General features: G+C 69.4%; 25 protein-coding genes and 2 pseudogenes. 9 read left to right on the top strand and 18 right to left on the bottom strand.

Features of this window, described 5'->3' with window-relative positions:
* The first annotated feature begins 3 nt into the window (after positions 1-3).
* The 3 genes from ACWCPW_RS46015 (at position 4) to ACWCPW_RS46005 (ending at position 2,809) form a co-directional block, all read left to right on the top strand.
* Positions 4-549 carry an NAD(P)H-dependent oxidoreductase gene (locus tag ACWCPW_RS46015; RefSeq protein WP_449767606.1) on the top strand — a complete coding sequence of 182 codons (546 nt, stop codon included), beginning with the start codon at positions 4-6 and terminating at the stop codon, positions 547-549.
* Positions 550-1,067: 518 nt separating this feature from the next.
* On the top strand, positions 1,068-1,229 hold the full coding sequence (locus tag ACWCPW_RS46010; RefSeq protein ID WP_449767605.1) for a hypothetical protein: 162 nt from the start codon (positions 1,068-1,070) through the stop codon (positions 1,227-1,229).
* Positions 1,230-1,636: 407 nt separating this feature from the next.
* Positions 1,637-2,809 carry a hypothetical protein gene (locus ACWCPW_RS46005; protein ID WP_449767604.1) on the top strand — a complete coding sequence of 391 codons (1,173 nt, stop codon included), beginning with the start codon at positions 1,637-1,639 and terminating at the stop codon, positions 2,807-2,809.
* A 28-nt stretch (positions 2,810-2,837) separates the two neighbouring features.
* Here ACWCPW_RS46005 and ACWCPW_RS46000 read toward each other — a convergent pair whose 3' ends face one another.
* On the bottom strand, positions 2,838-3,779 hold the full coding sequence (locus ACWCPW_RS46000; protein ID WP_449767603.1) for an AraC family transcriptional regulator: 942 nt from the start codon (positions 3,777-3,779) through the stop codon (positions 2,838-2,840).
* A gap of 82 nt (positions 3,780-3,861) precedes the next feature.
* On the opposite strand from ACWCPW_RS46000, the gene ACWCPW_RS45995 reads away from it, so the two are divergent.
* Together ACWCPW_RS45995 and ACWCPW_RS45990 are read left to right on the top strand one after the other, a co-directional pair.
* On the top strand, positions 3,862-4,698 hold the full coding sequence (locus ACWCPW_RS45995; RefSeq protein WP_449767602.1) for an NmrA family transcriptional regulator: 837 nt from the start codon (positions 3,862-3,864) through the stop codon (positions 4,696-4,698).
* A 462-nt stretch (positions 4,699-5,160) separates the two neighbouring features.
* Entirely contained in the window at positions 5,161-5,694 is a 534-nt protein-coding gene (locus ACWCPW_RS45990) for an anthrone oxygenase family protein (protein ID WP_449767601.1), read from the top strand.
* 624 nt (positions 5,695-6,318) lie between these two features.
* Here ACWCPW_RS45990 and ACWCPW_RS45985 read toward each other — a convergent pair.
* On the bottom strand, positions 6,319-6,450 hold the full coding sequence (locus ACWCPW_RS45985) for a hypothetical protein (protein WP_449767600.1): 132 nt from the start codon (positions 6,448-6,450) through the stop codon (positions 6,319-6,321).
* Between the two features lie 151 nt (positions 6,451-6,601).
* On the opposite strand from ACWCPW_RS45985, the gene ACWCPW_RS45980 reads away from it, so the two are divergent.
* Positions 6,602-7,969, top strand: coding sequence for a hypothetical protein (locus ACWCPW_RS45980; RefSeq protein ID WP_449767599.1), 1,368 nt, complete (start codon positions 6,602-6,604; stop codon positions 7,967-7,969).
* Positions 7,970-8,169: 200 nt separating this feature from the next.
* Here ACWCPW_RS45980 and ACWCPW_RS45975 read toward each other — a convergent pair whose 3' ends face one another.
* The 7 genes from ACWCPW_RS45975 to ACWCPW_RS45945 all read right to left on the bottom strand — a co-directional run bounded on the left by ACWCPW_RS45975 (position 8,170) and on the right by ACWCPW_RS45945 (position 12,576).
* Positions 8,170-8,883, bottom strand: a complete 714-nt coding sequence (locus ACWCPW_RS45975) for a sensor histidine kinase (protein WP_449767598.1) — start codon at positions 8,881-8,883, stop codon at positions 8,170-8,172.
* Entirely contained in the window at positions 8,880-9,458 is a 579-nt protein-coding gene (locus ACWCPW_RS45970; protein ID WP_449767597.1) for a HAMP domain-containing protein, read from the bottom strand. The genes ACWCPW_RS45975 and ACWCPW_RS45970 overlap by 4 nt, the downstream gene beginning before the upstream one ends.
* Positions 9,455-10,111 (bottom strand): response regulator transcription factor, encoded by a 657-nt coding sequence (locus ACWCPW_RS45965; RefSeq protein WP_449767596.1) that lies wholly within the window; start codon positions 10,109-10,111, stop codon positions 9,455-9,457. Before ACWCPW_RS45965 ends, ACWCPW_RS45970 begins: the two co-directional genes overlap by 4 nt.
* A 183-nt stretch (positions 10,112-10,294) precedes the next feature.
* Positions 10,295-10,540: a hypothetical protein gene (locus tag ACWCPW_RS45960; protein WP_449767595.1), complete on the bottom strand. Its 246-nt coding sequence runs from the start codon at positions 10,538-10,540 to the stop codon at positions 10,295-10,297.
* Between the two features lie 3 nt (positions 10,541-10,543).
* Positions 10,544-11,110 carry an ATP-binding cassette domain-containing protein gene (locus ACWCPW_RS45955; protein ID WP_449767594.1) on the bottom strand — a complete coding sequence of 189 codons (567 nt, stop codon included), beginning with the start codon at positions 11,108-11,110 and terminating at the stop codon, positions 10,544-10,546.
* Positions 11,111-11,113: 3 nt separating this feature from the next.
* Positions 11,114-11,953, bottom strand: coding sequence for an FtsX-like permease family protein (locus ACWCPW_RS45950; protein ID WP_449767593.1), 840 nt, complete (start codon positions 11,951-11,953; stop codon positions 11,114-11,116).
* The gene (locus ACWCPW_RS45945) at positions 11,950-12,576 is read right to left on the bottom strand and encodes a hypothetical protein (protein ID WP_449767592.1); all 627 of its coding nucleotides are present in this window, start codon (positions 12,574-12,576) and stop codon (positions 11,950-11,952) included. Before ACWCPW_RS45945 ends, ACWCPW_RS45950 begins: the two co-directional genes overlap by 4 nt.
* A 382-nt stretch (positions 12,577-12,958) precedes the next feature.
* On the opposite strand from ACWCPW_RS45945, the gene ACWCPW_RS45940 reads away from it, so the two are divergent.
* A complete protein-coding gene (locus ACWCPW_RS45940) occupies positions 12,959-13,318 on the top strand; it encodes a four-helix bundle copper-binding protein (RefSeq protein ID WP_449767591.1) in 360 nt (119 codons plus the stop codon).
* Positions 13,319-13,460: 142 nt separating this feature from the next.
* Here the strand turns inward: ACWCPW_RS45940 and ACWCPW_RS45935 are convergent, their stop codons facing one another.
* From ACWCPW_RS45935 to ACWCPW_RS45925, 3 genes and pseudogenes are all read right to left on the bottom strand, one after another.
* Positions 13,461-13,763 carry a hypothetical protein gene (locus ACWCPW_RS45935; protein WP_449767590.1) on the bottom strand — a complete coding sequence of 101 codons (303 nt, stop codon included), beginning with the start codon at positions 13,761-13,763 and terminating at the stop codon, positions 13,461-13,463.
* Between the two features lie 180 nt (positions 13,764-13,943).
* Complete coding sequence (locus tag ACWCPW_RS45930; RefSeq protein ID WP_449767589.1) at positions 13,944-14,144, bottom strand: hypothetical protein; 201 nt, start codon at positions 14,142-14,144, stop codon at positions 13,944-13,946.
* Positions 14,145-14,851: 707 nt separating this feature from the next.
* Positions 14,852-15,220: pseudogene (locus ACWCPW_RS45925) on the bottom strand (VOC family protein); the annotation flags it as partial.
* A 298-nt stretch (positions 15,221-15,518) separates the two neighbouring features.
* On the opposite strand from ACWCPW_RS45925, the gene ACWCPW_RS45920 reads away from it, so the two are divergent.
* Entirely contained in the window at positions 15,519-16,442 is a 924-nt protein-coding gene (locus tag ACWCPW_RS45920; RefSeq protein ID WP_449767588.1) for a hypothetical protein, read from the top strand.
* 193 nt (positions 16,443-16,635) lie between these two features.
* Here ACWCPW_RS45920 and ACWCPW_RS45915 read toward each other — a convergent pair whose 3' ends face one another.
* From ACWCPW_RS45915 to ACWCPW_RS45890, 6 genes and pseudogenes are all read right to left on the bottom strand, one after another.
* The gene (locus ACWCPW_RS45915) at positions 16,636-17,199 is read right to left on the bottom strand and encodes an IS701 family transposase (RefSeq protein WP_449767587.1); all 564 of its coding nucleotides are present in this window, start codon (positions 17,197-17,199) and stop codon (positions 16,636-16,638) included.
* 323 nt (positions 17,200-17,522) lie between these two features.
* The gene (locus ACWCPW_RS45910) at positions 17,523-17,651 is read right to left on the bottom strand and encodes a hypothetical protein (RefSeq protein WP_449767586.1); all 129 of its coding nucleotides are present in this window, start codon (positions 17,649-17,651) and stop codon (positions 17,523-17,525) included.
* A 229-nt stretch (positions 17,652-17,880) separates the two neighbouring features.
* On the bottom strand, positions 17,881-20,133 hold the full coding sequence (locus ACWCPW_RS45905; protein WP_449767585.1) for an NACHT domain-containing protein: 2,253 nt from the start codon (positions 20,131-20,133) through the stop codon (positions 17,881-17,883).
* A gap of 1,151 nt (positions 20,134-21,284) precedes the next feature.
* A complete protein-coding gene (locus ACWCPW_RS45900) occupies positions 21,285-21,587 on the bottom strand; it encodes a hypothetical protein (protein WP_449767584.1) in 303 nt (100 codons plus the stop codon).
* A 511-nt stretch (positions 21,588-22,098) separates the two neighbouring features.
* Positions 22,099-23,292: a serpin family protein gene (locus ACWCPW_RS45895; RefSeq protein ID WP_449767583.1), complete on the bottom strand. Its 1,194-nt coding sequence runs from the start codon at positions 23,290-23,292 to the stop codon at positions 22,099-22,101.
* An 88-nt stretch (positions 23,293-23,380) separates the two neighbouring features.
* Positions 23,381-23,578 (bottom strand): annotated as a pseudogene (locus ACWCPW_RS45890) (DUF3732 domain-containing protein); the annotation flags it as partial.
* A 140-nt stretch (positions 23,579-23,718) separates the two neighbouring features.
* Here ACWCPW_RS45890 and ACWCPW_RS45885 point away from each other — a divergent pair.
* The gene (locus tag ACWCPW_RS45885; RefSeq protein WP_449767582.1) at positions 23,719-24,897 is read left to right on the top strand and encodes an IS3 family transposase; all 1,179 of its coding nucleotides are present in this window, start codon (positions 23,719-23,721) and stop codon (positions 24,895-24,897) included.
* The last annotated feature ends 52 nt before the right edge of the window (positions 24,898-24,949 follow it).

The following is a 24,949-nucleotide window of genomic DNA, read 5'->3' as shown; positions in this document are numbered from 1 at the left end:
ACCATGCCTGACACCCTCGTCGTCCTGGCCCACCCCGACCTCGCGAACTCGCGGATCAACGCGGTGCTTTCCGACGCCGTCCGCGACCTGCCCGACGTCACCGTGCACGACCTGTACGCGGCCTACCCCGACCTGCGCATCGACGCCGACCGCGAGCGGGAACTGCTGCTCGCACACGACCGGATCGTGTTGCAGTTCCCGTTCCACTGGTACTCCTCGCCCGCGCTGCTCAAGCAGTGGTCGGACGACGTACTCGCCTACGGTTTCGCGTACGGCGCCGGCGGCACGGCCCTGCACGGCAAGTCGTTGCGGGTTGCCACCACGGCCGGCGGAGCCGCAGAGCTCTACCGCCCCGACGGGCTCAACCGATTCCCGGTGGCCGACCTGCTGCGCCCGTTCGACGCGACGGCGAACCTCGTCGGGATGCGCTACGAGGACCCCTTCGTGGTGCATGGCGCGCGCGTGCTGGACGACAATGACCTGGCTGAACTCGCCCGCCGCTACCGGGAGGTGCTGACGGGAAAGGTGCTGGCCGGCGTGTCGGCCTGACACGCTCGCCCCGATCCGGCCGCCCCGATCCGGCCGCCCCGATCCGGCCGCCCCGATCCGGCCGCCCCGATCCGGCCGCCCCGATCCGGCCGCCCCGATCCGGCCGCGCCGGGTCGGGGTCGTCGGCTGCGCGGCGGCGGGTGGAGGGGAAGGCTGTGCCGTCTCGATCCCGCTGATGCCGCCACCGGGCCGGTCAACAGCGGCGCCACGCCGTGTCGACGGGTCTCGGGATCGACCATCTCAGCGCCGGACATCGCCGCCGTCGACGACGTGGCCGGAGCACGGCCGGAGGGGGCGCGGGGCGCGGGCGGGGACGCGGGTGTGCCGGGAAATGGTGCACAAGTGCCCTGCCGGCAGCGGGAAATGGTGCACCAAAGCCCTGTTCCGGCGACCGGCGGATGCCCTAACGTGCTGCTCGCCGCCGATGAAACCGACGCGGGCGATGCAAGCGGATCGACGCGAGTCCACCTCCGCCTGACCGCGCCGAGACCGCCTCACCGATCCAAGGATTCCCATCAGTGCGCAAGAAACGTGCAGGATCGATTCCGGGCTTCGTCACCGTGCCGGGCGGCAGCTCCGCCATGGCAGGTGCCGCCGACGCCTTCGTGAACGCCGGCATCAAGGATGACGACAAGGCCGGCACGGCCTGGGACGTGTACGGCTCCCCGCTCGTCAACTGAACCGGCAACACCAGTCACCGAACCGGCAACAGCTCTGCGGTGGCCTCGGGTTCATCCGGTATCGCCGCACGGGCGCGGCGCTGTCGGTCGCCACGATGTGACCGGCACCCACCCCCTCGATCGGGCAACGGATCGGTGGACGACCCGGCCTGTCGGCTGATCCCATTCGAACTTCCAAGGGCGTCGACGGGCAGACGAACGCCTTGGAGTGGTCGGCGATGGAGCCGAAGGCAGCGGGTCCGAAAGAAGCGGGTCCGAAGGACGCGGGCTTGTTCGCGCCGTGGGGATTCGGTCGATCCGACCGTCTGCTTCGGCATCTCATCTGGCGGTCCGGCGTACCGGTCGACCCGTTCCCGGTTCTGCATCCCGGGCTGGTCGCCGCGCGTGACCTCTTCGAGATCGAAGACGTGCTCGGCAGCGAGTTGGCGCTGGCACAGCGCGGTCTGGCCGAGGCATACGAGTACGAACCCCGGGTCTCGGTGAACCTGGGAAGCGCCGACGTCGAAGGCGCTCGCCATTTCGCGGACGGCCTGCTGCTCGGTGCGCGGCACTTCCCCGACGCGCTGGTGGAGAGAATCGTCGGGACGGCGTTGAGCAGGCTGTCTCTGGAGGCGGTGGAAGGCGAGACGCAGGCGACGGCCCTGACCTCGTGCGAGATCTTCACCACCCGCCCCGATGAGCTCGGGCGTAGGTTCTTCGCGCACGCGGAGGCCGAGATCAAAGTCGACACCGCGGCCTTCCTCTCCAGAAAGCCGGCGAAACAGCGGGAGACGTACGCCGACCTCCGCGCGACCGACCGGGGCTTCCTGCTGCTCGGGATGGGGGCGGGCCTGCCCACCCCGACGGGTGTCCACGAGTACCTGCACGTAGTCGAGAAGGCGATGGCGCACCCGGAATGGCGCAAGGCAGGGGTGATTCCGGGCTACCCGAATTCGCTCAGGGACGACGTCCGCGCCGCCGTCGCACTGGAGGTGGGCAAACCCGCGGAACGGCTTACGAAAGCCGATTACGTCAGCGTCGTGGGTGAGTACGCGGCTACCAGCGACCTGGCGGAGTTGGTCGCCATCCTGGGCACCGACGCGATCATGAACGGGCCGAACGTCAAACCGATCAGCCGCCTCGTCTATGACCGCCTGCAGGCGGCGGTACGTCCCTTCGAGCCCGGGCCGGGAGCAACGTTGTCGGTCTGGCTGGGCCGAGCACGAACCCGCGACGTCCGGGCGGCCCTGAACCTCCAGGTCGAGGAACCGACACTGCCGCCCGAACTCGCAAGCGCGTCGCCCGCGCGGTCCCCGCAACCGCAACTCTCCCCGGAGCCCCAGCGGTCTCCGCAACGCCGGCGGTCCCGGCAACCCGAGCGGTCCCGGCAACCCCAGCTGTCCGCGATACGCGACGCCGACATCGCAAGGCTGGCGTCGACGGGACTGACGCCCGCCCACAAGCCCACCACACACATCAAGAACGACGCCTCGGCGCGCGTGAGTTCGGTGCCGACCAACGAGCCCATCCGCAGTCCCGCACCACCGCTGGTGATCAAATCCCGCAGCCTTCGAGACAAGAATCCGAGCCGCTCGATGTGATGCCCGGTCGCAGCGGACAACGTCGCGATCAGCCCGCCGGCGCGGCGCCGCGATGCTCCTGCGGGCTGATGCCGTACACCCGCTTGAACGCCGAACTGAGGGCGAACCCGCTGCCGTAGCCGACCTGCCGGGCGACGGCATTCAGCGTGACGTCGGATTGGCGCAGCAGGTCGGCGGCCAGGGCCAGGCGCCACTCGGTGAGGTAGGTCATCGGCGGCGTACCGACGGCGTTGCGGAAGCACTCGGCCAGCGTCGCCCGTGAGACGCCGACCTCGGCGGCGACCCGCGCCAGCGTCCAGTCGCTCGCCGGGGCCTCGTGGAACAGGCGCAGCGCCTCGCCGACCACGGGGTGGGTGTGGGCCCGGTACCAGGCCGGGGCCTCGGACTCGGGCCGGTCCAACCACGCCCGCAGCACCGCGATGAGCAGCAGGTCGAGCAGGCGGTCGAGCACGACGCTCTGGGCCGGCCCCTGTTGGGTGACCTCCTTGGCCAGCAGCGGAATGAGCGTCGAGTCCCAGGTGTCGTCGGACACGACCAGCAGCGGCGGCAGTACGTCGAGCAGGCGCCGGCCGACGGCGCCGACCTCCTCGTACACGCCGAGCACCATCTGCACCGACCCGTCGGGGTTGCTGCCCCAGGTGCGCGCCCCCAACGCCATCCGCTCGCGCAGGTCGACACCCTCGGGCGTCACGCACCGCTGACCGGGGTGCACGATCACCTGCGGCGGGGTCGCCGGGTCGTCGCGCATCACGTACGGGTCCGGCCCGCGGACGATGGCGACGTCGCCCCGGCGCAGCCGCACCGGCTCGCCGTGGTCGGGCTCGAAGCTCGCTTCGCCGCTGAGCATGACGGCCAGGCACAACGGCGAACCGTCCTGGACCCGGATCGACCACGGAGGATCCAGCAGGATGCGGAGAAGGAAGGCGCCGCTGGCTCGCGGCCCCTCGAGCAACCCGGCAAGTGCGTCCATGCGCAGAAGACTAGACGATCGCATATGCGTTCCGGCATCTCGGCCATGGACCGTCCAGATGCTGCCCGTTCAGACTGCTGCCATGACAACGAACGAGCACACGACGTTGGTTCTCGGTGGTACCGGCCGGGTCGGCCGCCGGGTGACGCGCAGGCTGATCGAGCGCGGCGTGAACGTGCGGGTCGGCTCCCGGACCGGAGAGCCCCCGTTCGACTGGGAGGACGCCTCGACCTGGGCCGGCGCCGTCACCGGCGTCAAGTCGGCCTACCTGATGTACTACCCCGAGATCGAGTGGCCCGGCGCCGGCGACGCCATCGCCGCCGTGGCCCGGCTGGCGGTCGACGCCGGCGTCGAACGTCTGGTCCTCCTGTCCGCCCGCAACCAGGACGAGGCCACCCGGTGCGAGGACGCCGTGACGAGCCTTCCGGTCGAGTGGACCATCGTCGCCCCGGCCTCGTTCAACCAGAACTTCGACGAGGGCGTGTTCCTCGAGCCGCTGCGCCAAGGCGTGCTGGCCCTGCCCGCCGGCGACAACGCCGACCCGTTCGTCGACGCCGACGACATCGCCGACGTCGTGGTGGCGGCCCTCACCGAGGATCAACACGTGGGCGAACGCTACGAGTTGACAGGGCCGCGCCTGTGGACCTTCGCCGAAGGCGTCGGCGAAATCGCTCGCGCGACGGGCCGCGAGCTGCGCTACGAGCCGATCACCCGGGACCGGTTCGCCGACGCGGTCGCCGCCGACGGCGCCCCGCGCGAGTTCGCCGAGCCGCTGGCCACGCTCATCTCCGAGTTCTTCGACGGCCGGAACAGCTCGCTCGCCGACGGCGTCGAACGCGCCTTGCACCGCAAGCCCCGCGACTTCGCGGACTGGGTGGCCGAGATCGCCCCCACCGGCGTATGGGACGCCGCCCGGTAGACGAGCAATGCCCGGGGGCGCCCGCCTGGTTCGAGCACGAGGCGAGGGAGCCCGTGCTTGTTGCGACGCACGGCCCACCCGGACTCCCTTACCCGTGCACGCCGAGCCCGCACCGACACCCTTCCCGTGAACCACCCCGACCCGGTCCCTGGCGGTCGTCCCGTGACCGTTTTTCAACCCCGCCTGCCCGGCACCGACCTGGTGACCGCGGTGCCGGGCAGGCCTTGCTCGGTCGCACCGGCGAAGCCCGAGGGGGCATGCCGCACCCGGCCTGAGCATTCGTCAACGATCTCCGGAGTGATGATGCAGACCATCCGACAGATGTTCACGACCATCCCGGACGGCCGCAACGCCCGGCCTGCAGGACGGCGTTCACCCGGTCCTCGACCGCCCGGCCCGCGAATTCGCCGACTGCGCGAAGGTCGCGGCGGCCACGTCCGGGATCCGGCACGGGGGCCGTACGTGAGCCCCTGGAGAACGGGCATCCTCGTCGCCGCCACCATCACCTCGGGACTGACCGCGGGGCTCTTCGTGGCGTTCTCCTACTCGGTGATGCCCGCGCTGCGCCGCAGCGACGACCGGACCTTCATCGAGGTCATGCAAAACGTCAACGAGGTGATCCTCAACCCGGTGTTCACGAGCTGCTTCGTGGGCGGCCTGGCCTTCGCGATCGCGGCGACGGCCACACACTGGCGCACCACCGACAAGGCCCTGCGGGCCTGGATCGTCGCCGGACTCGCCTTCTACCTGGCGATGTTGGCAATCACCGCCGGCTTCCACGTCCCGCTCAACCACGACCTGGCCGCAGCCGGCGCCCCCGACCGCATCACCGACCCCGCCGCCGTCCGCGACACCTTCGAAAACGAATGGGTCGCCGCAAACATCCTGCGCGCCCTGGCCAACCTCGCGTCCTTCGGTGCCTTCTCCTGGACCTTGGTCCTCCTCGGCCGCTCCAAGTCCCGCTCCACTGCCTCCGATTGCGTTCCGTCGCATTGATGGGGCGGCTCCCCGGCGGGTGGGACGCCGCCCCATCAATGCGACGGCACCCGGGTGATGGCGCGGCCGGTGAGCTCGCGGGCCGGTCGACCGCCACCATTCACCGTGCGGCCGGCGCGCCGTAGCGCGGGCTCGCCCAGTCCTGCGCGACGACGAAGTCCCAGGCGGAGGTGGTCAGGAGCGCGGGGCGCAGGGGCGGCGTCGGCCCCGGGTTCGTCGAGCAGCACGTGATGCTATGGACTCCCGCAGCCGACCACCACCGAGAATCCCGGCAGCGTGATCCGGTGACGCCGATCGAGTACGGCCCGACCGGACGATCAGCGCCCTGTTCGATCCGGCCGTGCCGCTGCGGAGTCGCCGGATGTCGTGAACCGGCGGGCGGGGACCCGTAGTGAACGTGCACGTACCGCACTCCCGCGCCTGGGATGGACCGAGAGTTTCCTGCCCCGGGCGGCGTGGAAACGGGCACGCGGCCATGCGGGCCGCCCGACAGTCACGCGAAGGACCGCCGAGAGTGTGCACGCGCTTGTGGTCGATCCTCCGAAGGCGTGCGGTGTCGCCTGAAGGAGCGAAGGAGCCCTCGGCGTCGAGGGCTCCTTCGTTGGGCGTTCGGGTTCGGTTGTGTCACTCGTTGTCGTTGCGTCGGCGGTGGCGCAGTCGGCGCAGTGCGGGCAGGGCGAGGGTGGCCAGCAGTGCCGAGGGCAGGTCGGTGAGCAGGCCGGTGAGGAGTTGGGCGAGCAGGTTCGTGGCGTCCACGGCGGTCCCCGATCGAGGTGGTGGTGGCCGGGCCGACCGCGTGTCGTGCCCGGGTGTCCAGACCACCGGATGTGGCGATCTTGCGCCGAACGCAAGGACGTTGTTGCGCCGCACACGGCAAAATGCGGGTACGCAATCGGGAAGGGATGTCGTGGGCGAGCTTGAGGAGCGGTCGGATCCGGTGCGGCGTGCGGGTCGGAATCGAGGCCGGATTCCCGACGACGCCGCCTACCCCGAACTGGCCGGGTACTTCCGCGTCCTGGTCGACCGCGTCCTGACCTGTCCCCGCAGCAGCGCCGCCACCGACGGGGACGTGGCGTCGGGGTCGGGCATCAGCGCGAGCACGTTGTCGCGTTACCTCGCGGGCCACTCCCGTCCCGAGCGTGCCGGCATGCGCGCCTTCCAGCGGTGGGTTGCCGAGGAGACCGCGACGCCGCTCACGGGCGAGGAGACCGAGCGCGGACTGACGCTGGTGTACGCCACGTACGACGCCCGCCACGACCACCTGCTCATCCGCCAGTTCGAACTCGACGCCCTCCAGGAGCGATACCGGGCCGAACAGGCGGCCACCACCCGCCGGATCACCGACCTGTCCGAGGAACTCGCGAAGGCACACCGCGCCCGCGAGGAAGCCGAACGCCACCTGGCGCAAGCCGACACCGCCTGGGCCTCACGCCTCGCCGATGCCGAGCAGCGCATCCGCGAACTCGAACGCGACCTCACCCAGGCCCGGGCCCTCGCCAGGCTGCAGGAAGCCGACCAGGAACGATGGGCCCAGGCGGCCGCCGACACCACCGCGGCCCTGGCCGCCCTCGACGCCGACGGCACCTCCGCGACGATCGCCGACACCGACCTACTGCTTCGCCGCATCGAGAAACTGCGCCACGACGGCCACCACGAGGACGCCCCCGCACTCCTGCACGCCGCGGCGGCGGAACGCGACATCATGGAACTACCCCTGCTGGCCCTGACTCTCGAAGCCGGCACCACCATCGAACGTCACGCGGACGTACCCGAACTGCTGCACTACACAGGACGGCTCCAACCGATCCCGGACATCGCCCGCCTGCTCGCGGTCGCGCACAATCGCGCCACCAACTCCCCGACCCTCGATGCCTCCCACGCGGACCAGGCGCTGCGCCGTGTCAACAAGGAATGGGCCGCCCCGCTGCTGCGCGGTGTTGCCATGCGTACCCCCGCCGACGTCATCGACCTGGTCGACCTGCTCATCGGCAAACGCCTTGTCCACAGCGTCCGTTCGCTGCTCGTCGCCTACGAGGGCGCGCACCCTTCGGACGAGCGATTGCGCGACCTGCTGAAGGAGGCGCGCGGTCACTCGCGCAACGCCGACGACATCGATTCCCCCTTGTTCACCGCGCTGAGGGCCGCGTTCTTGGGGCTTCCCGTCGGCGTGGCGCGGGACCGGTGGAACAGGCTGTTCAGGGACACGCCATCGGACGTGGGCCCGGCGGGCATCGAACCGGCGCCGCGACGTCGACGCTTTCTCGGACGTGGCTGACGCATCATCCGCTCGGGACCGCAACGCGTACAGCTCAGGCGACGCGGCCTTCGGGGCATGGCGGGGGGCGGTGCATCGGCGCGTGGTAGTGGTCGAGTTGCCGGCCTGCACGCTCGCGTGCGAGCCCGGGGGCACGGTGCGCGCGCACAAGGCGAGGGTGTGGTCGTGGTCGTGGTCGTGGTCTCGGTAGCGGTCGCCCATCAGGGCGAACGCGATAGTGGATGGACGCTCAGGCGAACCCGCGTGATTTCGCATGCTGTGGGTCGGCCGGTGATGCGTCGGGCCGGGCCGGGAGTTCCACTCGTACGGTGATCCCGCCGCCGGGGTTCGCGATGGCGTCCACGCTCCCGCCGTGGGCGCGGGTGATCGCTTGGACGATGGACAGGCCCAGTCCGTAGCCACCACCACCGTCGGTGTCGCCCGCACCGACGCGGGATCGTGCCCGATAGAAGGTCGAAGAGGCGATCCGCCGTCTCGTCGTCGGCGTATGGCCCGGTGTTGGCGGTCTCCATCACCACGGTTGCGTTGTGGCGGCGTACGGTCGTCCGCATGGATCCGCGGGCGAGGTTGTGCCCGAGTCCGTTCTCGATCAGGTTCGCCACGAGTTGGCGCAGCAGCACGGGATCCGTCTCGACCCGGCAGGCGGCGTCGGTGTGGACGTGCAAGCGGACGTCGCGTTCGCGGGCCTGGGCGGCGTAGTCGTTCGCCGTGGTGGCGACCAGGTCGCCGAGGTCGACGGACCGCAGGTCGAGCCGGGCGTTCTCGGCATCGGCGAGCCGCAGCAGGGACCGCACGATCGCGATGCTGCGGTTGTTGGCCTCGACGAGCATGGGCAGCAGTTCGCGGAACTCCTCCTCGCTGATCCCCCCTTCCACGACCTGCAGGGCGGTGTGGGTGGTCGCCAGAGGGGTCAACAGTTCATGGAGGCGTCGGCGGCGAACCGGCGGTGTGCGCCGAAGGACTGCTCCAGGCGGGCGGTCATGATGTCGAACGAGTCCGCCAGGTTGGTGAGTTCGTCGGCGGGGCCGTCTGCGTGGATGCGGTGGTGGAGGTCGCCTTCGGCGACCCGCGTGGCGGCTTCGCTGACGGCGCGCAGCGGGGTCAGCAGGCGCCGGGTGACGAACCAGCCGGCGGTCAGTCGGGTGACCAGAACGAGTCCGATGCCGACGGTGGTGGCGGTGAGCACGGTGGAGCGTACGTCGTCGGTGCTGCTGACCTTGGCTCCGGGCAGCACCATCCCGGGGAGGTGCTGCCCGGGAAGGGGCGGACCGTCCGGGGCCGACTCCGCGGGTGGCGCCGAATACGTCGGGACGACGCTGCCGTCCTTCGGCGGCGGCACCACGATGGTGGTGCTGTACGAGGGGACGAACCGCAGGCCGGTGAAGACGACGAAGGCCATCAGCGCCGCGACCGCGGTCAGCAATACGGCGAACCCGGCGAACAGCCGCGTCCGGATGCCCGGGCTCCGACGCCGGTGCGGGGTCGTCACGCGGCGACCAGGTGGTAGCCGGCGCCGATCGCGGTGTGCAGGAGTTGCGGTTCCCCGAGCTTGCGGCGCAGCGAATGCACCACCATCCGTACGGCGTTGGCCCCGCCGTCGGAGTCGAGGCTCCATGCCGTGTCCAGCAGGTCGTCCACGGCCAGGATGCCGCCGTCCGCGCGCATCAGCAGTTCCAGGTCGGCGAGTTCCTTCGGCGCGAACCGGATCTCCCGTCCCGCGCGGCTGACTTGGCGTCGGTGGGTGTCGAAGCGTAGGTCCGCGAATATCAGCACCGGTGGATGGGCGACGGGCGCGCGCCGGTACAGGGCGCGCAGGCGGGCGACCACCTCGCCGAGGTCAAAGGGCTTCGCCAGGTAGTCGTCGGCGCCCAGTCCGAGACCCTCGATGCGGTCCCGCACGGCTCCGGCTGCGGTCAGCATCAGCACGCGGCTGCCCGTGCCCATCGCCACGATCCGTCGGCAGACCTCGTCGCCGTGCACCTCGGGGAGATCACGGTCGAGCACCACGGCGTCGTAGTCGTAGATCCCGAGCCGTTCCAGTGCGACGGCGCCGTCGTGGACCACGTCGACGGCCATGGAAGCGCGTCGTAGGCCGATCTCCACAACCCGCGCCAGGTCCCGCTCGTCCTCGACCACCAACACACGCGTGACCTGTCGTTCCCTTCCCCATGCCGACCGTGGTTCGCCGTCCCGTACGGACGTACCGGACGCGCCCGGTCGGCCGGGTGTCCGGGTGTCCGGGTGTCCGGTCGTCTGGGTGTCCGGTCGTCCGGGCGGACCGGGACGGTCCGGCGCGTCCGGCCGCCGACGCCTGCCGCCCACCTGTCACCGCGCGGACGCTCCACGGGTGCCCTCGCGCCGCAGGGTGCCGCCCGTGAGGCGCAGGATCTCATCGGACGCACGCGCGACCTCGCGCGAGTGGGTGACCAGTACGACGCAGCGGTCCTGTTCGTGGGCCAGTTCGCGGAAGACCCCGATGATGCCCGAGGCGGTTTCCTCGTCCAGCGCCCCGGTCGGCTCGTCCGGGCACAGGACCGCGACGTCGCACGCCACGGCGCGGGCGATGGCCACCCGTCACTGCTGCCCGCCGGACAACCGCAGGGTACGGCGGTGCCGGTCGTGCTCGTCGATTCCGAGGCGGTCGAGCAGCTCGTTCGCGCGTTGCTTGCGGTCGACACCCCTGACGCGAGTGATCTCCATGGCCGAGGTGATGTTCTGCACAGCCGTCATGTAGTCGAGCAGGTTGAGCGACTGGAACACGGTGGCGGCGTGCCGGTTGCGGTAGCGCTCCAGGCCCATCTCGGCCACGTCCCGGCCCTGGAAGCGGACCCGGCCGGACTGCGGAGCGCCGAGTCCGCTGAGGAGCGAGAGTAGCGTGGTCTTGCCGCTGCCGGACGGGCCGACGATCGAATAGACCCGGCCCGCGTGGAACTCGTGGCTGACGCGGCGCAGGATGTGGCGGGTCCTGCCGCGTTGTGTGAAGCCGAAGCTGACGTCGTCCAGGGCGAGTACCGGCCCGGCCGCAGCCGCTTCGGACGCCGAGCCCGGCTGTGCATCGGCCGCGGCGCGCGCGGAGGCCGACGCCGAGGCGGAGGCGGAAGCGGAAGCGGAAGCTGAGGTGGAGGAATCGGGGGAGGCCATGGGTCACTCTCCCTTTGCGAGGATCTCGTTCGGCTTGAGCCGCATCAGGCCGATGCCGGGAAGCGTGGTGGCCAGTGCGGCAATTCCCAGACCGGCCGCGCCGACTGCGGTGATGTCCGCGGCGGTCAGGCGTACGTCGAGTTCTTCGATCGGCTCGGTGTCCCTGTCTTGCCGGCCCGCCGCCGGGGCGCCGCCGTTGACCTGGCTGAGCCGGCTCACGGTGTCGTCGGAGGCGGCGGACGATGCTGAGTCGACCTGGTCGGACGGCAGCGCGCCGCCGACCACCTTCGACAGTGCGGGGCTGATCGCGGTGGACAGGCCGACCGCCGGCAGCGCGCACGCCGCCACCTCGACCAACTGCTGTCCCAGCAGGCGGGGCCTGGGCTCGCCCATTGCCATGAGGATGCCCAGCTCGCGGCGGCGGTCGCGTACCTGGGCCGCGACGATCAGGGCGATCACACCGAGTCCGGCGAACGAGAGGAGCCACACCGTGATGGTGGCGAACTCGGCGGTCTTCTCGATCGGTCCGATCATCGCCCGGTACTGCTTGTCGTTGAGTGTCAGCGGGAACATGTCCGGATCCAGGCCGGCCTCCTTGGCGGCGCTCTCGAGCGCGGTGAGCGCGTCCGGGCTCGACAGCTTGAAGGTGGTCTGCCTGATCTGCGCTCCCCGCGACCCCGATGGCGCGCCGTTGAGCCGCGTTGCGCCCGAAAGCGTCGTGTAGATCAGTTTGGCCGGGTCGGACATCGGCGGTACGTAGCGGTCCGCCGACGGCGCGTCGCTCTTGTGGACGCCGACGATGGCGAACTCGATCTCCTGGTTCTGGTTCGCGGCGCCGATCATGTTGACCGCCAGGCGGACCTCGTCGCCGACCTTGAGGTGGTCGGCGTCGGCGAGCCGTTGTTCGACCAGTACCGAGTCGCGGGCGTGCCCGCGTCGATCCCGTTCCCGGCGACGATCCGCGACTCGCCGTTGCGGAACGGGGACAACTGCGCCGACTGGAGCACCCCGGACACGCTGAAGAAGTCCGACATGACGCCGCCCGCCCCCGGCGGGGGCGGGACCGGCTGGTACAACCGGGTGCCGTCGGTCGGTCCCGCACCGGTGTTGTCCAGCACGTAGTTGTGTTCCTGTACGCCCGGAGACTTCGCGATCTTGTCCACGTCGCTCGCGTAGAGGTCGCCGACCTCGCCGATCGAGCCGCCGGCCGGCCCGTTCCCCGCCTGCAGCTTCCCGCTGTCGATCGCGGCGTTCAGGTCGAACTGCAGTGTCGCCAACGCGCCGACGCTCTCCTTGGCCGACGCCGACGCGCGGGATACCGCCGACCGGATCAGCAGCCCCGACAGCACCAGCGTGCAGATCACCGTGAGCAGGGACACGACCAGCGCGGTCCTGCCCGGGTGCGCGGTCAACCGCCACCAAGCGCGTTTGAAGAGGTTCATGCGCACCGCCAGGAACCCCGGCATGTGCGTCACATGTGGAACGCCGGGTGCGCCCACGGTGGATCGGGCGACGGGGCGGGCGGTCCGCATATCCGACCTCGGGTGAGGCGGCGATTTCGAGGACCCTCGAACCGTTTGCCGCCCGACAAACATTCGAGCGGCTCCGTGGCCGTCCGGGGGCCAGGTCGACGGTGGTTCAGTCGATCGGGGCGATCCACGGGCGAGCGCCCGGCAGCACCGGTCCCGGTCGGCGGCCACGACGTCACCGGCGTGTCGATCCCGTGGGGAGCTCCGCTTCATTCAAGATCCCCATTGGGAGCAAACTCCCAAAACCTATCAAAAGGGATTAATACGGCATCGGCCGTACCCGGCCCTCCGGGGCCACCCGACAACTTACGGAGAAGACATGAACCACGGCGGACAGATGAGCGCGGAAATGCAGAAGTGCGTCGACGCCTGCATGGAGGCGCACAGCGTGAACGAGCGGACCATGAGCCACTGCCTGCAGCAAGGCGGCCGTTACGTGGAGATGGCGATGATGGGCAGCCTCATGGACGCCGGGGACATGACACGCACCTGCGCGGACATGGTGATGCGCCAGTCTCCCATGGCCGCCGAGATCGCCGCACTGTGCGCGAAGCAGTGCGACATGACCGCGGAGGCATGCATGGCGATGGGGAACGACGAGATGATGAAGCGGTGCGCGGAATCCTGTCGCACATGCGCCGAGGCATGTCGCGCCATCGCTCGCATTCCCGTGCGATAGCCCGACGCGCGGGCGGCCTCCACCCAGAGGCCGCCGGTGCGGAACGATCTTTGCCCCCGGCCCGGCCCGGTTTGGCTGTCCCACGGCTCGCCGATGGACATCCCGTGCTCGCCGCGCCCCGGATGAGGGCACATCCGGCCCCTCACCCGCCGCTTCCGTTAGCGCGTCGGCCCTCGGTGGTCGGATCGCCGTCGAACACACGACGGCGAACGGGCGTTGCGGCCGGTGGCGTGATCGCCGGCAGGTGATCGACGGGAACCTGTACCGGGCCGAACCGCTCGGCCAGGCCAACTCCCGCCCACGCAACAGCCGACGGGGCGTACGCCCCGTCGGCTTCCACCGCCAGGACTGCCGCCGCCGCAACGAGGCCGAGCGCACGACCAACCGCCTCAAAGCGTTCCGCGCCGTCGCCACCCGCTATCACCAACGCGCCTACATCCTCCACGGCACCACCACCCCGGCCCGCCATCCGACTCGGACTCGGACTCCGACTCCGACTTGGACAAAGATCCCCCAACCGCTGCCGAGCCGCCGAACGCGGAACGGGGCCCGGCAGTTGAGGGCGGCCAGTGTCGAGCAGCGGATCCACGCGAAGTACAGCGAGACCCGCCTCCAGTTGGCCGGGCTACACGCCGTGGCCGAGGATTTCGGCAGAGACGCGATCCCGAACGCGGCAGCGTCGATGAAGCTCCAATGGAGCAAAGACCTGCCGATGACCGTCGAGGTCCTGGACGAGATCGCCGAGCGCCTGCAAGCGGGTTGGGCGGTGCAGGCGCGCGGGTTCGAGCGGGAGGCCGAGGGCTACCGCGATCAACTCGCGGATCACGCCGAGGCTTTCCCGCCCCAGGAGTTCATCGAGCTCGTCGCCGACAGAAGGAAATTCGCCGGAGCGACCTTGGAGGATCTCGCAGACGGCCGTACGACGCTGGAAAAGCCCGATGCCGTCGCCGCCCATGCCCAGCCATTGGCGTTGCGCTCGGCCGCACTCCTGAACCCGGACCCGATCTCGCACGAGCAGGGCTCCGATGTCGAGCCCGACGGCGGAGCGGACGGGAACGTGAAAGGACCGGCCGACCGGGGGCTGTCGGCGGGAGCAGGCGCGGAGTGGTCCGTGGGTGGTAGGGACGTGAACAGGATTCCGGGAGAGGCCGACACGGCCGTCGCCGGAATCGACGCCTCCCTGGCCCGTGCGGGGAAGCGACAGGCCGCATCCGAGTCCTCGGCGGTCGACCGGGGCGCCCGGAAAACGGGGAACGCGAGCGGGCGACAAAGCGAGGGACCGCCGGTCGAGCGGTCCCGCCTCCAGGCCGCCGCCGTCGGGTTGTGATGGCCCGGCGGTGGTTCCGCGGCCGCGTTCAGGGTGTTTCGCGGTCTTTCGTGGTGTGTGCCCGCAGTGAGGCGAGTGCGGGAATCGCCTGCGTCGGCCGGGTGAATCTCAACAAGCTGCCGGAGGGGTCGAGGGAAGGCCCAGTCGCGGGCGCTGTCGGGCTGGTCGATGGGTTCCTGCATTACTTCGGCGCCCGCGACCTCGATGAGCCGGACGGTGGCGTCGCAGTTGTCGGTGACGAAGACGAGACGGCTCAGGAGGCCATTGGCCAGGAGGTCTTCGATCACGTGCCGGTCCGCAGGCGGGACATCGGGATCGTTGGCGGGCGTGTCGAGGAAGAACCGCACGTTCGGCTGGGTCGGCGGGTGGACGCTCACCCGTCGTGCGCCGTCGGGTCCGATGGTGTCGCGTATCTCGAAGCCGAGCACGTCGGGGTAGAAGTCGAGTGCCGCTTCGACGTCGTGGGCGGCGAGAGCGCAGGACCACAGTTTGAGATTCGTGCCGGTCAACGCCGCTCCCTGTCGCCGGTGGGAAGGAGGACGATGTCGAGCACGCGAAGCGGACAAGATCAGCATCTTCTATGATCATCCGACTATTGATGGAAGGGTAGACGTCTCTCCGGGGGGAGAAATGCCTGAAGAGCCTGGTTTGGGCGAGCGATTGCGGCGCAGATTTCGCCCGTCGCCGGAGCGTACGTCGCAATCGCAGTCGCAGCCTCCCGCTCCACAGCCGAACGCCCGGAACCTGTGGGTCACCCGGGACACGGCAGAGACGAAGGCGTCGAGTGCGCCTGTCGGCCCACCGGTTTCGTACAGCGACCGAGCCGCTCCCATCCCCTACAACCACGGGTCCGACGGGATCACTCCGGAGAGCGTGCACTTCCAGAAGGTTCTGCATGCCGACGACACCAAGTGGCTGTCCTTCGACGTCACCAAATCCATGGCCGAGTTGGGAACTCCGCTCGGCAACCCGACAGCCAGTTTCAGGCATATGGACCTGTTGACCGCGAAGGAGGCCGCAGTCGTCATGTTGCACTCCCGAATGGTCTTGCCGAAATACGGCTACCGGCGCATGGGCGTGATGCACATGGGCCCGAACGACGGCTATGCCTTCGCCGATGACCACGGCGGCGTGCAGTTCAACGCGAAATACTTCGGGCCGGGGCAGCGGAACACACTGCTGAACCAGTTGCAAAAGACCCACGCCAAAGGGGTGGTGCTCGGCGGCGGCGGCTTCGGGGGCGCCATGGTGGTCTACCACGAGGGCCAACACACCGGTGCGCGCGAGGCGGCGTTTCTTCACGACAAGAACGAGAAGGGCGCTCTTGCCGGGTTGTTCAAGGGCCTCACGCGAGATCCCGAAATCATCGGCAGCCTGGGCAGCCATGCGGGAACGAACTACGGGGAACGCTGGGCAATGGGCTCGACGATGGTTGCCTTCTACGGTACCCAGGCCCCTCCGGTGGCTCAGCGGATATGGGCTCAAGGAGTGGCGATGAACGCCGACAACTGGGGCGACATCGACCGCCAAGCAGCAAATCTGCGACGCAGTCTCGATACTCTCTACGCCCACACGGACCCCGCGACCGGTCTGGCATTGAAACCGGAGGAGGCCGAGATCCGCAAAACCAGAATCGCGGCCTCCCTGGGCTTCGGCCGACCGTGGACTCCGGGGCAGCCGCTTCCGGACCTCAATCCGGCCGTGCACGGCATCAACGCGCTGTCCCAGCGGGAGCGTCCGCATATCGCCCCCGTGGTATTCGGGCGGGAGAACACCCCCGGCAACGGCAGCTTCTAGTACTGCAACAACACTTCGGGATGTCCTCGACGTCAGTATTGGCTGATGCGGGCCCGAGCTTGGCTTGTTCTTCGCCATAGGGACCAGGCAAGTACGTGCTTGGTGCTGTGGCGAACAGGAGAAGAGATACGGTTGAAGAGCCGCCGGGCCTCGTTCATGGTCATGGGTATCAGATATTGTTCACTACCGGCCTTCAGATCCCCCTTTTTGCCTCCTCTCGCAAGATGGCGAGAAAGGCGAGGGCGGCCATCGAGAGGGTTATGTGCCGGTACCACGCTTTGTAGCCGCGGACTTGATAGTGATCGAGTCCGGCTTCATTCTTTGCCGTCTGAAAACATTCCTCAATCATCCACCGAGATCCTGCGATCCGCACAAGTTCCTCCAGCGGCGTTTCGGCCGGGCAGAAGCAGATGCAGGAGGCGATTTCCATGGGGTCCGCGAGGCTGAGCCGCGCCAAGAGCCAGTGGACCCAGCCCGCGCGCGCCGTGAGGGCCGGATCGCGGCTGCTGCCCAGTCGTACCTGCGCGGGCCGTGAGCACCGTCGCCGCAGCTCAGGCACGTCCACACGCTCGGGAAGCTCGCTGATCAGTTCGTGCGCACGGGCCTGTCCGAAGAATTCCATGTTCATGACCATCTGCGATTTCGGGACGGCGAGCACATGGGCAATCCCATGTTCTTCCGGCCACAGTCGGATCCGCCCCGCCTGACCGTAGACCTCGTCGCCGGTAACCCATCCGAAGGGAATACCGGATTCCACGGCCCGCTTGAGAGCATTCGCAGGCCCAGGTCCGGCTCGGTGGCGAACTCGACCTCGTCGCCGATACCCGCCGCCCGGCAACGTTCGCGGTCCGATCGCTGCATTCCCTCAGGACCGGCCTCCCCGGCCGCCTCCGCCAGAGTCCCGCCGTTCTTGCGCTCCGACTCGCCAAGCAATCCCCGCAGATAGGACACCATCCGCCGGCGCGGCGCCACCCGCCCGAACCGGCCCGCGAACCGCCCCGCGAAGTCAGCGAACGCATCTGACCAACCGTCAACTATCTCCATCGACACGAACGGACCAACGACCGTGATGACTTCCAGTCACGGAGTGTCGTTGCAGTACAACCGCGTGTGCACTTGAGCCGGCGTGTATCCCCGTCGCCGCCCGTCGCGCGCGAGCTGATCGGTGGTGGCGGCCAGCACGAACAGCCTGTTGAGGTGGTGACGCATCGCCGCCCCGCCGCCCCACCCGATCGTCCCCCGCCGACGACGAGACTTACGGCCGCAAGGACCGCCGAGGCGAACCGGATGTACCACGCGTCGCGGCCGGGGCGGTTGTCCCGGCAGTGTTCGCACCGGCGTCCCGACGTGGACCACATCCAGTTCGAGGCCGCAACCGAAGTCGGACACCCGCGCGCTCTCCACGGAACAGCGCGGTACCGGGCGGCGGTTTGGCTGTTCAGGGGGTTGGAGGTGGTGTGGGGTTGTCGGCGAGCCATTCCTGAAGTTCACGGTGACGGAACTGGTAGGCGTTTCCCGAGACGCGCAGCAGTCCGGCGTCGGTGGCCCAAGCCAGGAATCGCCCGAGTCGCCACGGCAACCGCCGGGGTCCGCGACGGGTGCACAACAGCAGGGCGAGATATCGAACTCCCGCGCCCCCGACGAACCCGTTGAAGCACAACAGCATCCACCCGGCAAGCACGGCCACGAGCACAACGCTCCGCACGATGGCGAGGGCCCAGTCGAACACTCCGGGCCGGAGCAGGGGCGCTACGGCCAGGACGAGTGCGAGGGCGGGTACGAGCCCGGCTGCGAGCCGCGCCGCGACTTCGACGCCGTTCCCCGTTCCGACACCGAGCCTCGCCGCGAGGGCGAACCCGAAGCCCATTCCGAGCGTGCAGACGAGCCCGAGAACGAGCCCCATCGCATCTCCTTGACCGAGCCACCCCATCACGCAATAGCCCAGCAATCCCGCACCGCAGGCGAACGCGATGCCGAGCCAGGCCGCGACGTCGGATCCGATCAGGCTGCGCGGGTCCGCGAAGCCGACCTTGCCGGCCGACTCGCGCCCGTTGGCGACTACCGTGGCCAGCGCGATCGCCACGGGCCCGGTCACACTCGTGGATCCGTCCGTGAATCGCAGCAGCAGCCACAGGTCGACCCCGAATACGAACCCCATGGCGATGCGCTCCCCCACGGCGGGCCCTCCCTGCCGCGACCGGATACGCAGGGGTGACAGATACGCGGGTGACGGCCACACCCTGTACCAGGCACACGCCACCCCGACACCGCAGACAGCGGCCACCGCGCCCGCCCCCCGAAGCTTTTCCGCGGAGAATTCGAACCGATCGAACAGGGCGGTCAACAACACCATGCCCAGCCCGAGCGGGGCCGCGCTCAAGAGAGCGTGGACGGCTCGGGGTCGTCGCGGGCCGGCCAGCGGCCACAATTCGTGGGGGATCATGTCCGTCCCCGACAGCGTGCGGCCGCCGACGTGGCGCCACGTGACGGTATTGGCCCTGAGGTAGCTGGCCAACACGCCCAACCACGTGTGCACTTGAGCCGGCGTGTATCCCCGTCGCCGCCCGTCGCGCGCGAGCTGATCGGTGGTGGCGGCCAGCACGAACAGCCTGTTGAGGTGGTGACGCATCGCCGCCTCGCCGCCCGGTCGAGGCGAGAGAAGGGTGTCGGGATGGAATTGCGGCAGGTGGAAGCCGCGCGCGTCACGCTGCTCATGGACGGTCACGGCCATCATCAGCCGCCAAGGCGTGGACAGAACCCGCGCGACGCTTCCGAACGGCTCGCGATCGAGGGTGTCGGTCACATTCGTCCAACGCGCGCGGTCGTCGACACGGTCGACGATGAACTGCCGCGCCTGCGAATAGGTCACGGGCACGATCTCCACCCGCGCGGCGTCCTTGGCCCACACCCGCAGCCCGTCGTAGGGCCCGCTGCGGCACGTCAGGACCAGACCCGCCTTCTCACGACCGTACTGGTAGGCGTTCAGCACTTCCAGCGCCCGCCGCCCCCGGCCGAGATCGGGACCCGGATCCTCCGCGTCCATCTCGTCCAAACCGTCCAGGACGGGCAGGATCAGCCCCGCCTCGACCAACGCCTTCGCGACCACCGACGTGATCCGATAGTTCCGCACCAGATGAGCACACACCCACGAACGCACCGCCGCACCCGCCGCCTCGACCGTCACGGGCACCGCGTCGGGCAGCGTGGACCACGACGCCAACGACATCCGCACCGGCACCGGATCCGAAGCCTTGCGCTCGAGATCCAACAGACCCAGGACCAACTCGATCGCCAGGACCGTCTTGCCCGCCCCCGGAGCCCCGGTGACCACCAACCGCCGCGGACGCAACCGGGCGTAATAGTCGACCACCGTGCTCAACCGCCCCTCCGACCCGGCCCCGGCGGCGCTGCGCCGGGCGGCCGGGCGCAGAACGAACCTGACATCGATGCGTGGGCTGTCCTCGCCCAGCATCCGCGCCCGCTCGGCGGTCTCGACCAACTTCACCTGACGCGCCAGGTCCTCGGCGAACGCGAGGTTGGGAGCCTGCTGACGCAACGCCGCCCGAGTCATGAGCCCCGACCACACCGCCACACCCGTCCCGAACAGCACCCCCAGCGCCCCGACCGGGTCGAAGTCGTCCCCGGGCCTGACCCCCCGCAACCCCCACACCGCGGTCACCACTGCGGCCACCAAACACACCAGCGCCCAAGCCAAAGCGACCCTGCGTCCCCCGTGCACGCCCATGACAGGCATCATCGCGGCCCGACGTGAACGGCCGCAGGGCTTTCAACGACCAAGGTTCCCCGGCGAATGCGCTCCTGGCCGCCGCTCACGCGCGCGCCCGAAACGCCTCCGGGGACGCGTCACCTCCGGCCTCGGCCTCGGCCTCGCGTCTCGATCCGACGGCGGCGATTCACTCCGCCGACGCGCCGTCGTGGTAGCGGAGCATTAGGCATCCGTCGGTGTCGATCCGGAACGCGCCCGGATCTCGGGCAGCGCTGTGGGTGCTGCCGGCCACGGCCCGCCGCCACGGCCCCACGGCCTCGTGGACACCTTCCCCTCACCTACGGCGAGACCTACCGCGACCGCGGCCACGCGCCCATCGGACCCGCTCCATCGCCCGCAGGAATTCCGCAACGCCCGTCAACTCGTCCGGTCGCTGTTCGTACGCCGTGACCCTGTGGGCGCAGTCCACGGTCGGGGCGTCGAGCCGGTTTCGTGGATCGGTGCGCGTGGCCATCATGACCGAGTCGTTGTTCCCGGCGTCCGAACCGATGGGCACATCGACGAATACCCCGTCCGGGCCGAGCACTTCGCCCGGTTTCGGGAGATGCGGCCTGGACAGCGTCGCCCCCAAGGGCTGTTGCCGGCTGCCACATGTTGATCAGGAGAGTGTTGCGGGCCGCCCACCACACACATCCGCAACCCCGCGCCCGGACAGACCCGGTCGACCGAACGCGGGCCCGTCCGCCTCGACTTCGCCGTCCGGCTCCACCGGTGCCCTCAACCGAGCGCAAGGGGACGGCGAGCAGCGACGATCAGGCCCGAGAGGCGGCGCCGAAATCCGGCCGGCTCCTTGGGCCCGGTACGTGGCAACGCCGGGCCCGAGGCCGAGCATCCGTCGGGGACGAGACCGCACGGGACGTATCGGCGAAGGCCCCACCCGCGTCGGCGGAGCCTCGTGGCCCCGAGCGCGCTCGGGGCCGAGGGTGGTCCGCCTGGGTGCCCGCTGCCCGGGGCCCGCTGCCCGGGGCCCGCTGCCCGGGGCCCGATTCCTGGGTGCCCGATGCGGGCGCGTGTGTGTCGCGTCGCGCCGGTCGCGAACGTGCGGTGGCTGTCGGTCAGCCGGTGCGGTAGCCGTCGTAGATGTAGCCGTATCCGGAGGAGTAGTCAGTACGCCACCACTGGTTGCCGTACTTGTTGACGCACGAGCCGTTGATCCACTGCGGGGTGGAGAAGATGGCGTAGACCTGGGAACTGCCCAGGGGCTTGGCGTGCAGGGGAGTGTCCGCCGTGAAGTACATGTACTGGCCCGCGATGGAACGGCACGACCAGTCGGCCGCGGCGTTCGCGGTGGCGGGCGCGACCCCCACGGCGGCCGCTACGGCGGTGGTGACCAGTAACGCTTGGAGAGTGCCCTTCATGTCTTCCCCTGTGATGTAGAAGGATCAGCTGCCGAACCGTTGTGCGTTGAGTGGGCCCCTGCCGGGCAACCCGGACCGACCTCACCGAGCATCGTTCGGCCCACCGGAATGAGCAACGGGACTACGTTGTCCCGAACAAGCGGAACACTGTCCGGCCTGGTCAGAGCCTTGTCCGGCTGATGTCCGGGACAGCGCCCACGGATGGGATCGACCTCGGCGGCTCGCGGAGACCACCGCGGCGACGGTGGCTCGATTCCTCGCGCGATCCGGTGAAGCCGGTTGATTCCCGCTGCGGTGCGATTGGTCTGCGGAGTCACCGCGCCTACTTCGCCGCCGCCCATCCACTCCCGACTCGACGGTCTACGGCACGGGAGACCGCTTGATCGGTGTCGCCCGCCGCTGGGCCTTCGTGGGGTTCGCGTCGTTCCGTTCGGCCGTCGGAGCGTGGTCGGTGGCTGCGTTACGCAGGACCTCGCCTCCTGGCGCGCGGTACTGCAGCTCATGGGCGCATTCAGGAGTCGTGGGTGGGTTCCTCGAAAATATCGGGGTCGGTGACCCAGCCTGCGTTGAGGACGAGTCGAGAGGTGCGGTGCAGGGCGAGGAAGGCGAAGGGGCGATCGAAGCGGACGCTGATCTCGCGGGTCCGGAAGGGGCGGCGGGGGATGCCGGCAGCGATTCCGGAGAAGGCGGTGACGGCTGCGGAGCGGAAGCCGCGCGCGCCGAAGGTCGCCGTCATCGTCTGCGCGGCGTGCTGGATGGCCAGGGGCTCGGTGCTGATGCCGGGGAAGCGGTTTTGTGAGACGTCCGTTGCCGTGCGCAGGCCGAACAGGTCGGCGTCGGCGAGGAGGTCGTGGTGGGCTTTGACGGTGAACGCGACGGTGTCCACGTGGAGCGTGGGTTCGCCGTCGACACTGGGGACGCGGGCCACGGAGAGCCCAGGGCCGGGGGCACCGTCGGGGAGGCGATCGCCGGGGACTGTGGCCCGGCGATTGTGGAGTGTGACCACTGCGGCGGCCAAAACGCGGCCTGCGGTGGCATCGGGTAGTCCGAGGTACAGGTGGACATCGATGCCGTGGGCGCCGACGACCTGAAGTTCGGTGAGAGGGCCGGCTGCCGTGTCCGCGACACCGACACGGTTCAGGAGAGCGGTACTTCGGGACAGGCCGGCCAGGACCCTGCCGTGCCAGGGCCCTGTCTCGGCTGCGAGTACGTTTGGGGTGAAGGGTCGGATCCAGTCGGTGCGGAGTGTCAGGGCGCCGGCCAGCACCAGCAGAGTCTCGTCGTTCACCGTGATCGGCATGGCGTCGATCTGCCCGTCCGTGCACGTGGTCGCCCAGGCGTCGAGGTGCAACTGGTCAGCGGCGGGGTCGCCGGTGAGTTGCCCGTGTACTTCGGCAGGCAGTTGGTCCAGCCAGGCCGGTTCGATGGGCAGGGTGTCGCGAGTGAACAGGCCAAGGGCCGTGCTCAGGCCACGCGTTGCCCCGAGGGTGGAGAGGAGGTCTCGTGCTGCCGTTGCGGCGTCGTCCGCCGAGATGCCGAGAGCGGCCGAGAGTTCCTGCCGGGCGGGACCTGCGGCACCGGCGGCGAGGAGGCCCAGCAAGGGCCACACTCCGGCTGCGGCGAGTACCGTGCCGTCCTGGGGCAGGGTCGCGGCCCAACGTGCGGTCAGTCCGTTGATGGCTTCGACCGTGCTGTGACTGACCATGCTTGCTTGCCCTTTCGTCGCTCACGAATCCCCGCGAGAGTTCGTGGACGACCTGATGCATGAGTTCGAAGAGGCGAGTGACCGTCACGCGGTCCTCGTCCAGGGCGAGGTCTTCCAGTTGCCCCCTCTGTTTGGCCATGTCGGAGGGGTAGTAGGGCTGGTTCGGCTGGTCGAGCATGAGGAAGCGGGGCACGGGCCGGCCGTGGGCGACGAAGTACTGGTGGAGGGCGAGGTGGGCGGCCAGGTGGTAGCCGACGTGGTTCTTGCCGCTGCCGATGCGGAGCAACTCGGTGATGCCCTGGAGGGTGTCGGCGACGACGGTGGGCTTGCTCCGCTTTGACGGACACCCTGATGTTGCCCCGGTTTAACGGGCACAGATGTTGAGAGAGGTATGGTTCGGCGATCTTCCGAAGGAGATCGTTGATCGTGCCCAAACCCTATCCGCCGGAGTTCCGGCGGCGTGCCCTGGACCTACTGGCGTCGGGACGATCGGTCCGGGACGTGGCCGCATCACTGTCGATCGCCGAGTCCTGCCTGCACCGATGGAAGCGCCAGGATCTGATCGATCGGGGCCTGCAGACCTTGGGTCCCTCAGCGGTGGAGTCGGCTGCCCTGGCCGAGGCCCGGTCGCGGATCGCCGAACTGGAGAACGAGGTCAAGATCCTGCGGAAGGCCGCAGCGGCGGTCGAGCAGGTGGTGCCCCCAAAAGTCCGGTTCGCTCTGGTGGCCGAACTGGCCCTCGAGGGCGTCCCGGTCAAGCAGGCATGTCTCGCGCTCGGGGTGTCCCGGTCGGGCTTCTATGACGCCCGCATGCGTCCGCCCTCGGCCCGCGCCATCCGCCATGCGTGGCTGACCGACCAGATCACGGCCATCCATCAGGCATCACGACAGACCTACGGATCACCCCGAGTGCGTGCCGAACTCGTCCACGGCCACGGCGTGGTCGTCTCACGCAGAACAGTGGCGGAGCCGATGCGCCGAGCGGGCCTGGCCGGACTGCCGTTGCGCCGGCGAGCCAAGCGGGTTCCCTCAGCGATAACGGTGACCGACCTGGTCAAACGTAACTTTCTTCGCGACGGACCGAATCAACTGTGGGTCACCGACATCACGGAACACCCCACCCGTGAGGGAAAGCTCTACTGCTGCGTGGTCCTGGACACCTACTCCCGCAAAGTGGTCGGCTGGGCGATCGACTCCCGGCAAAGAGCCGACCTGGCAACCTCCGCGCTCGGTATGGCAATCGATTCCCGCGGCACCGCCGGCCTGGTCCCGGACGGGATAATCCACGCCGACCACGGCACTCAGTTCACCTCGTGGACCTTCACCGAACGCGCACGCCGAGCCGGACTGCTGCCCTCCCTGGGCACCATCGGCGATCCCTACGACAACGCCGTGGCCGAGTCGTTCCGGGCTCGCATGCAGACCGAACTCCTCGACCGCCAGCGCTGGCGGACCCGCGTCGAACTCGCCAACGCGATCTTCGAATACATCGAAGGGTTCTACAACCAGCGCCGACGACACTCAGCCCTGGACTACATGACCCCGGTACAGTTCGAAACCGACACCCACCCGCCGAAGCTGATCTCCTCACCCCCGAGTCCGTGAAACCGGGGCAACATCACCCTGGATGAGGGGCTTTGGCCTCTCTGGGGAGGAT

It is taken from the genome of Embleya sp. NPDC001921 (genome assembly GCF_053594475.1).
The sequence above is the reverse complement of the archived record's forward strand: the minus strand, read 5'-3'. Positions and strand labels throughout refer to the sequence as shown.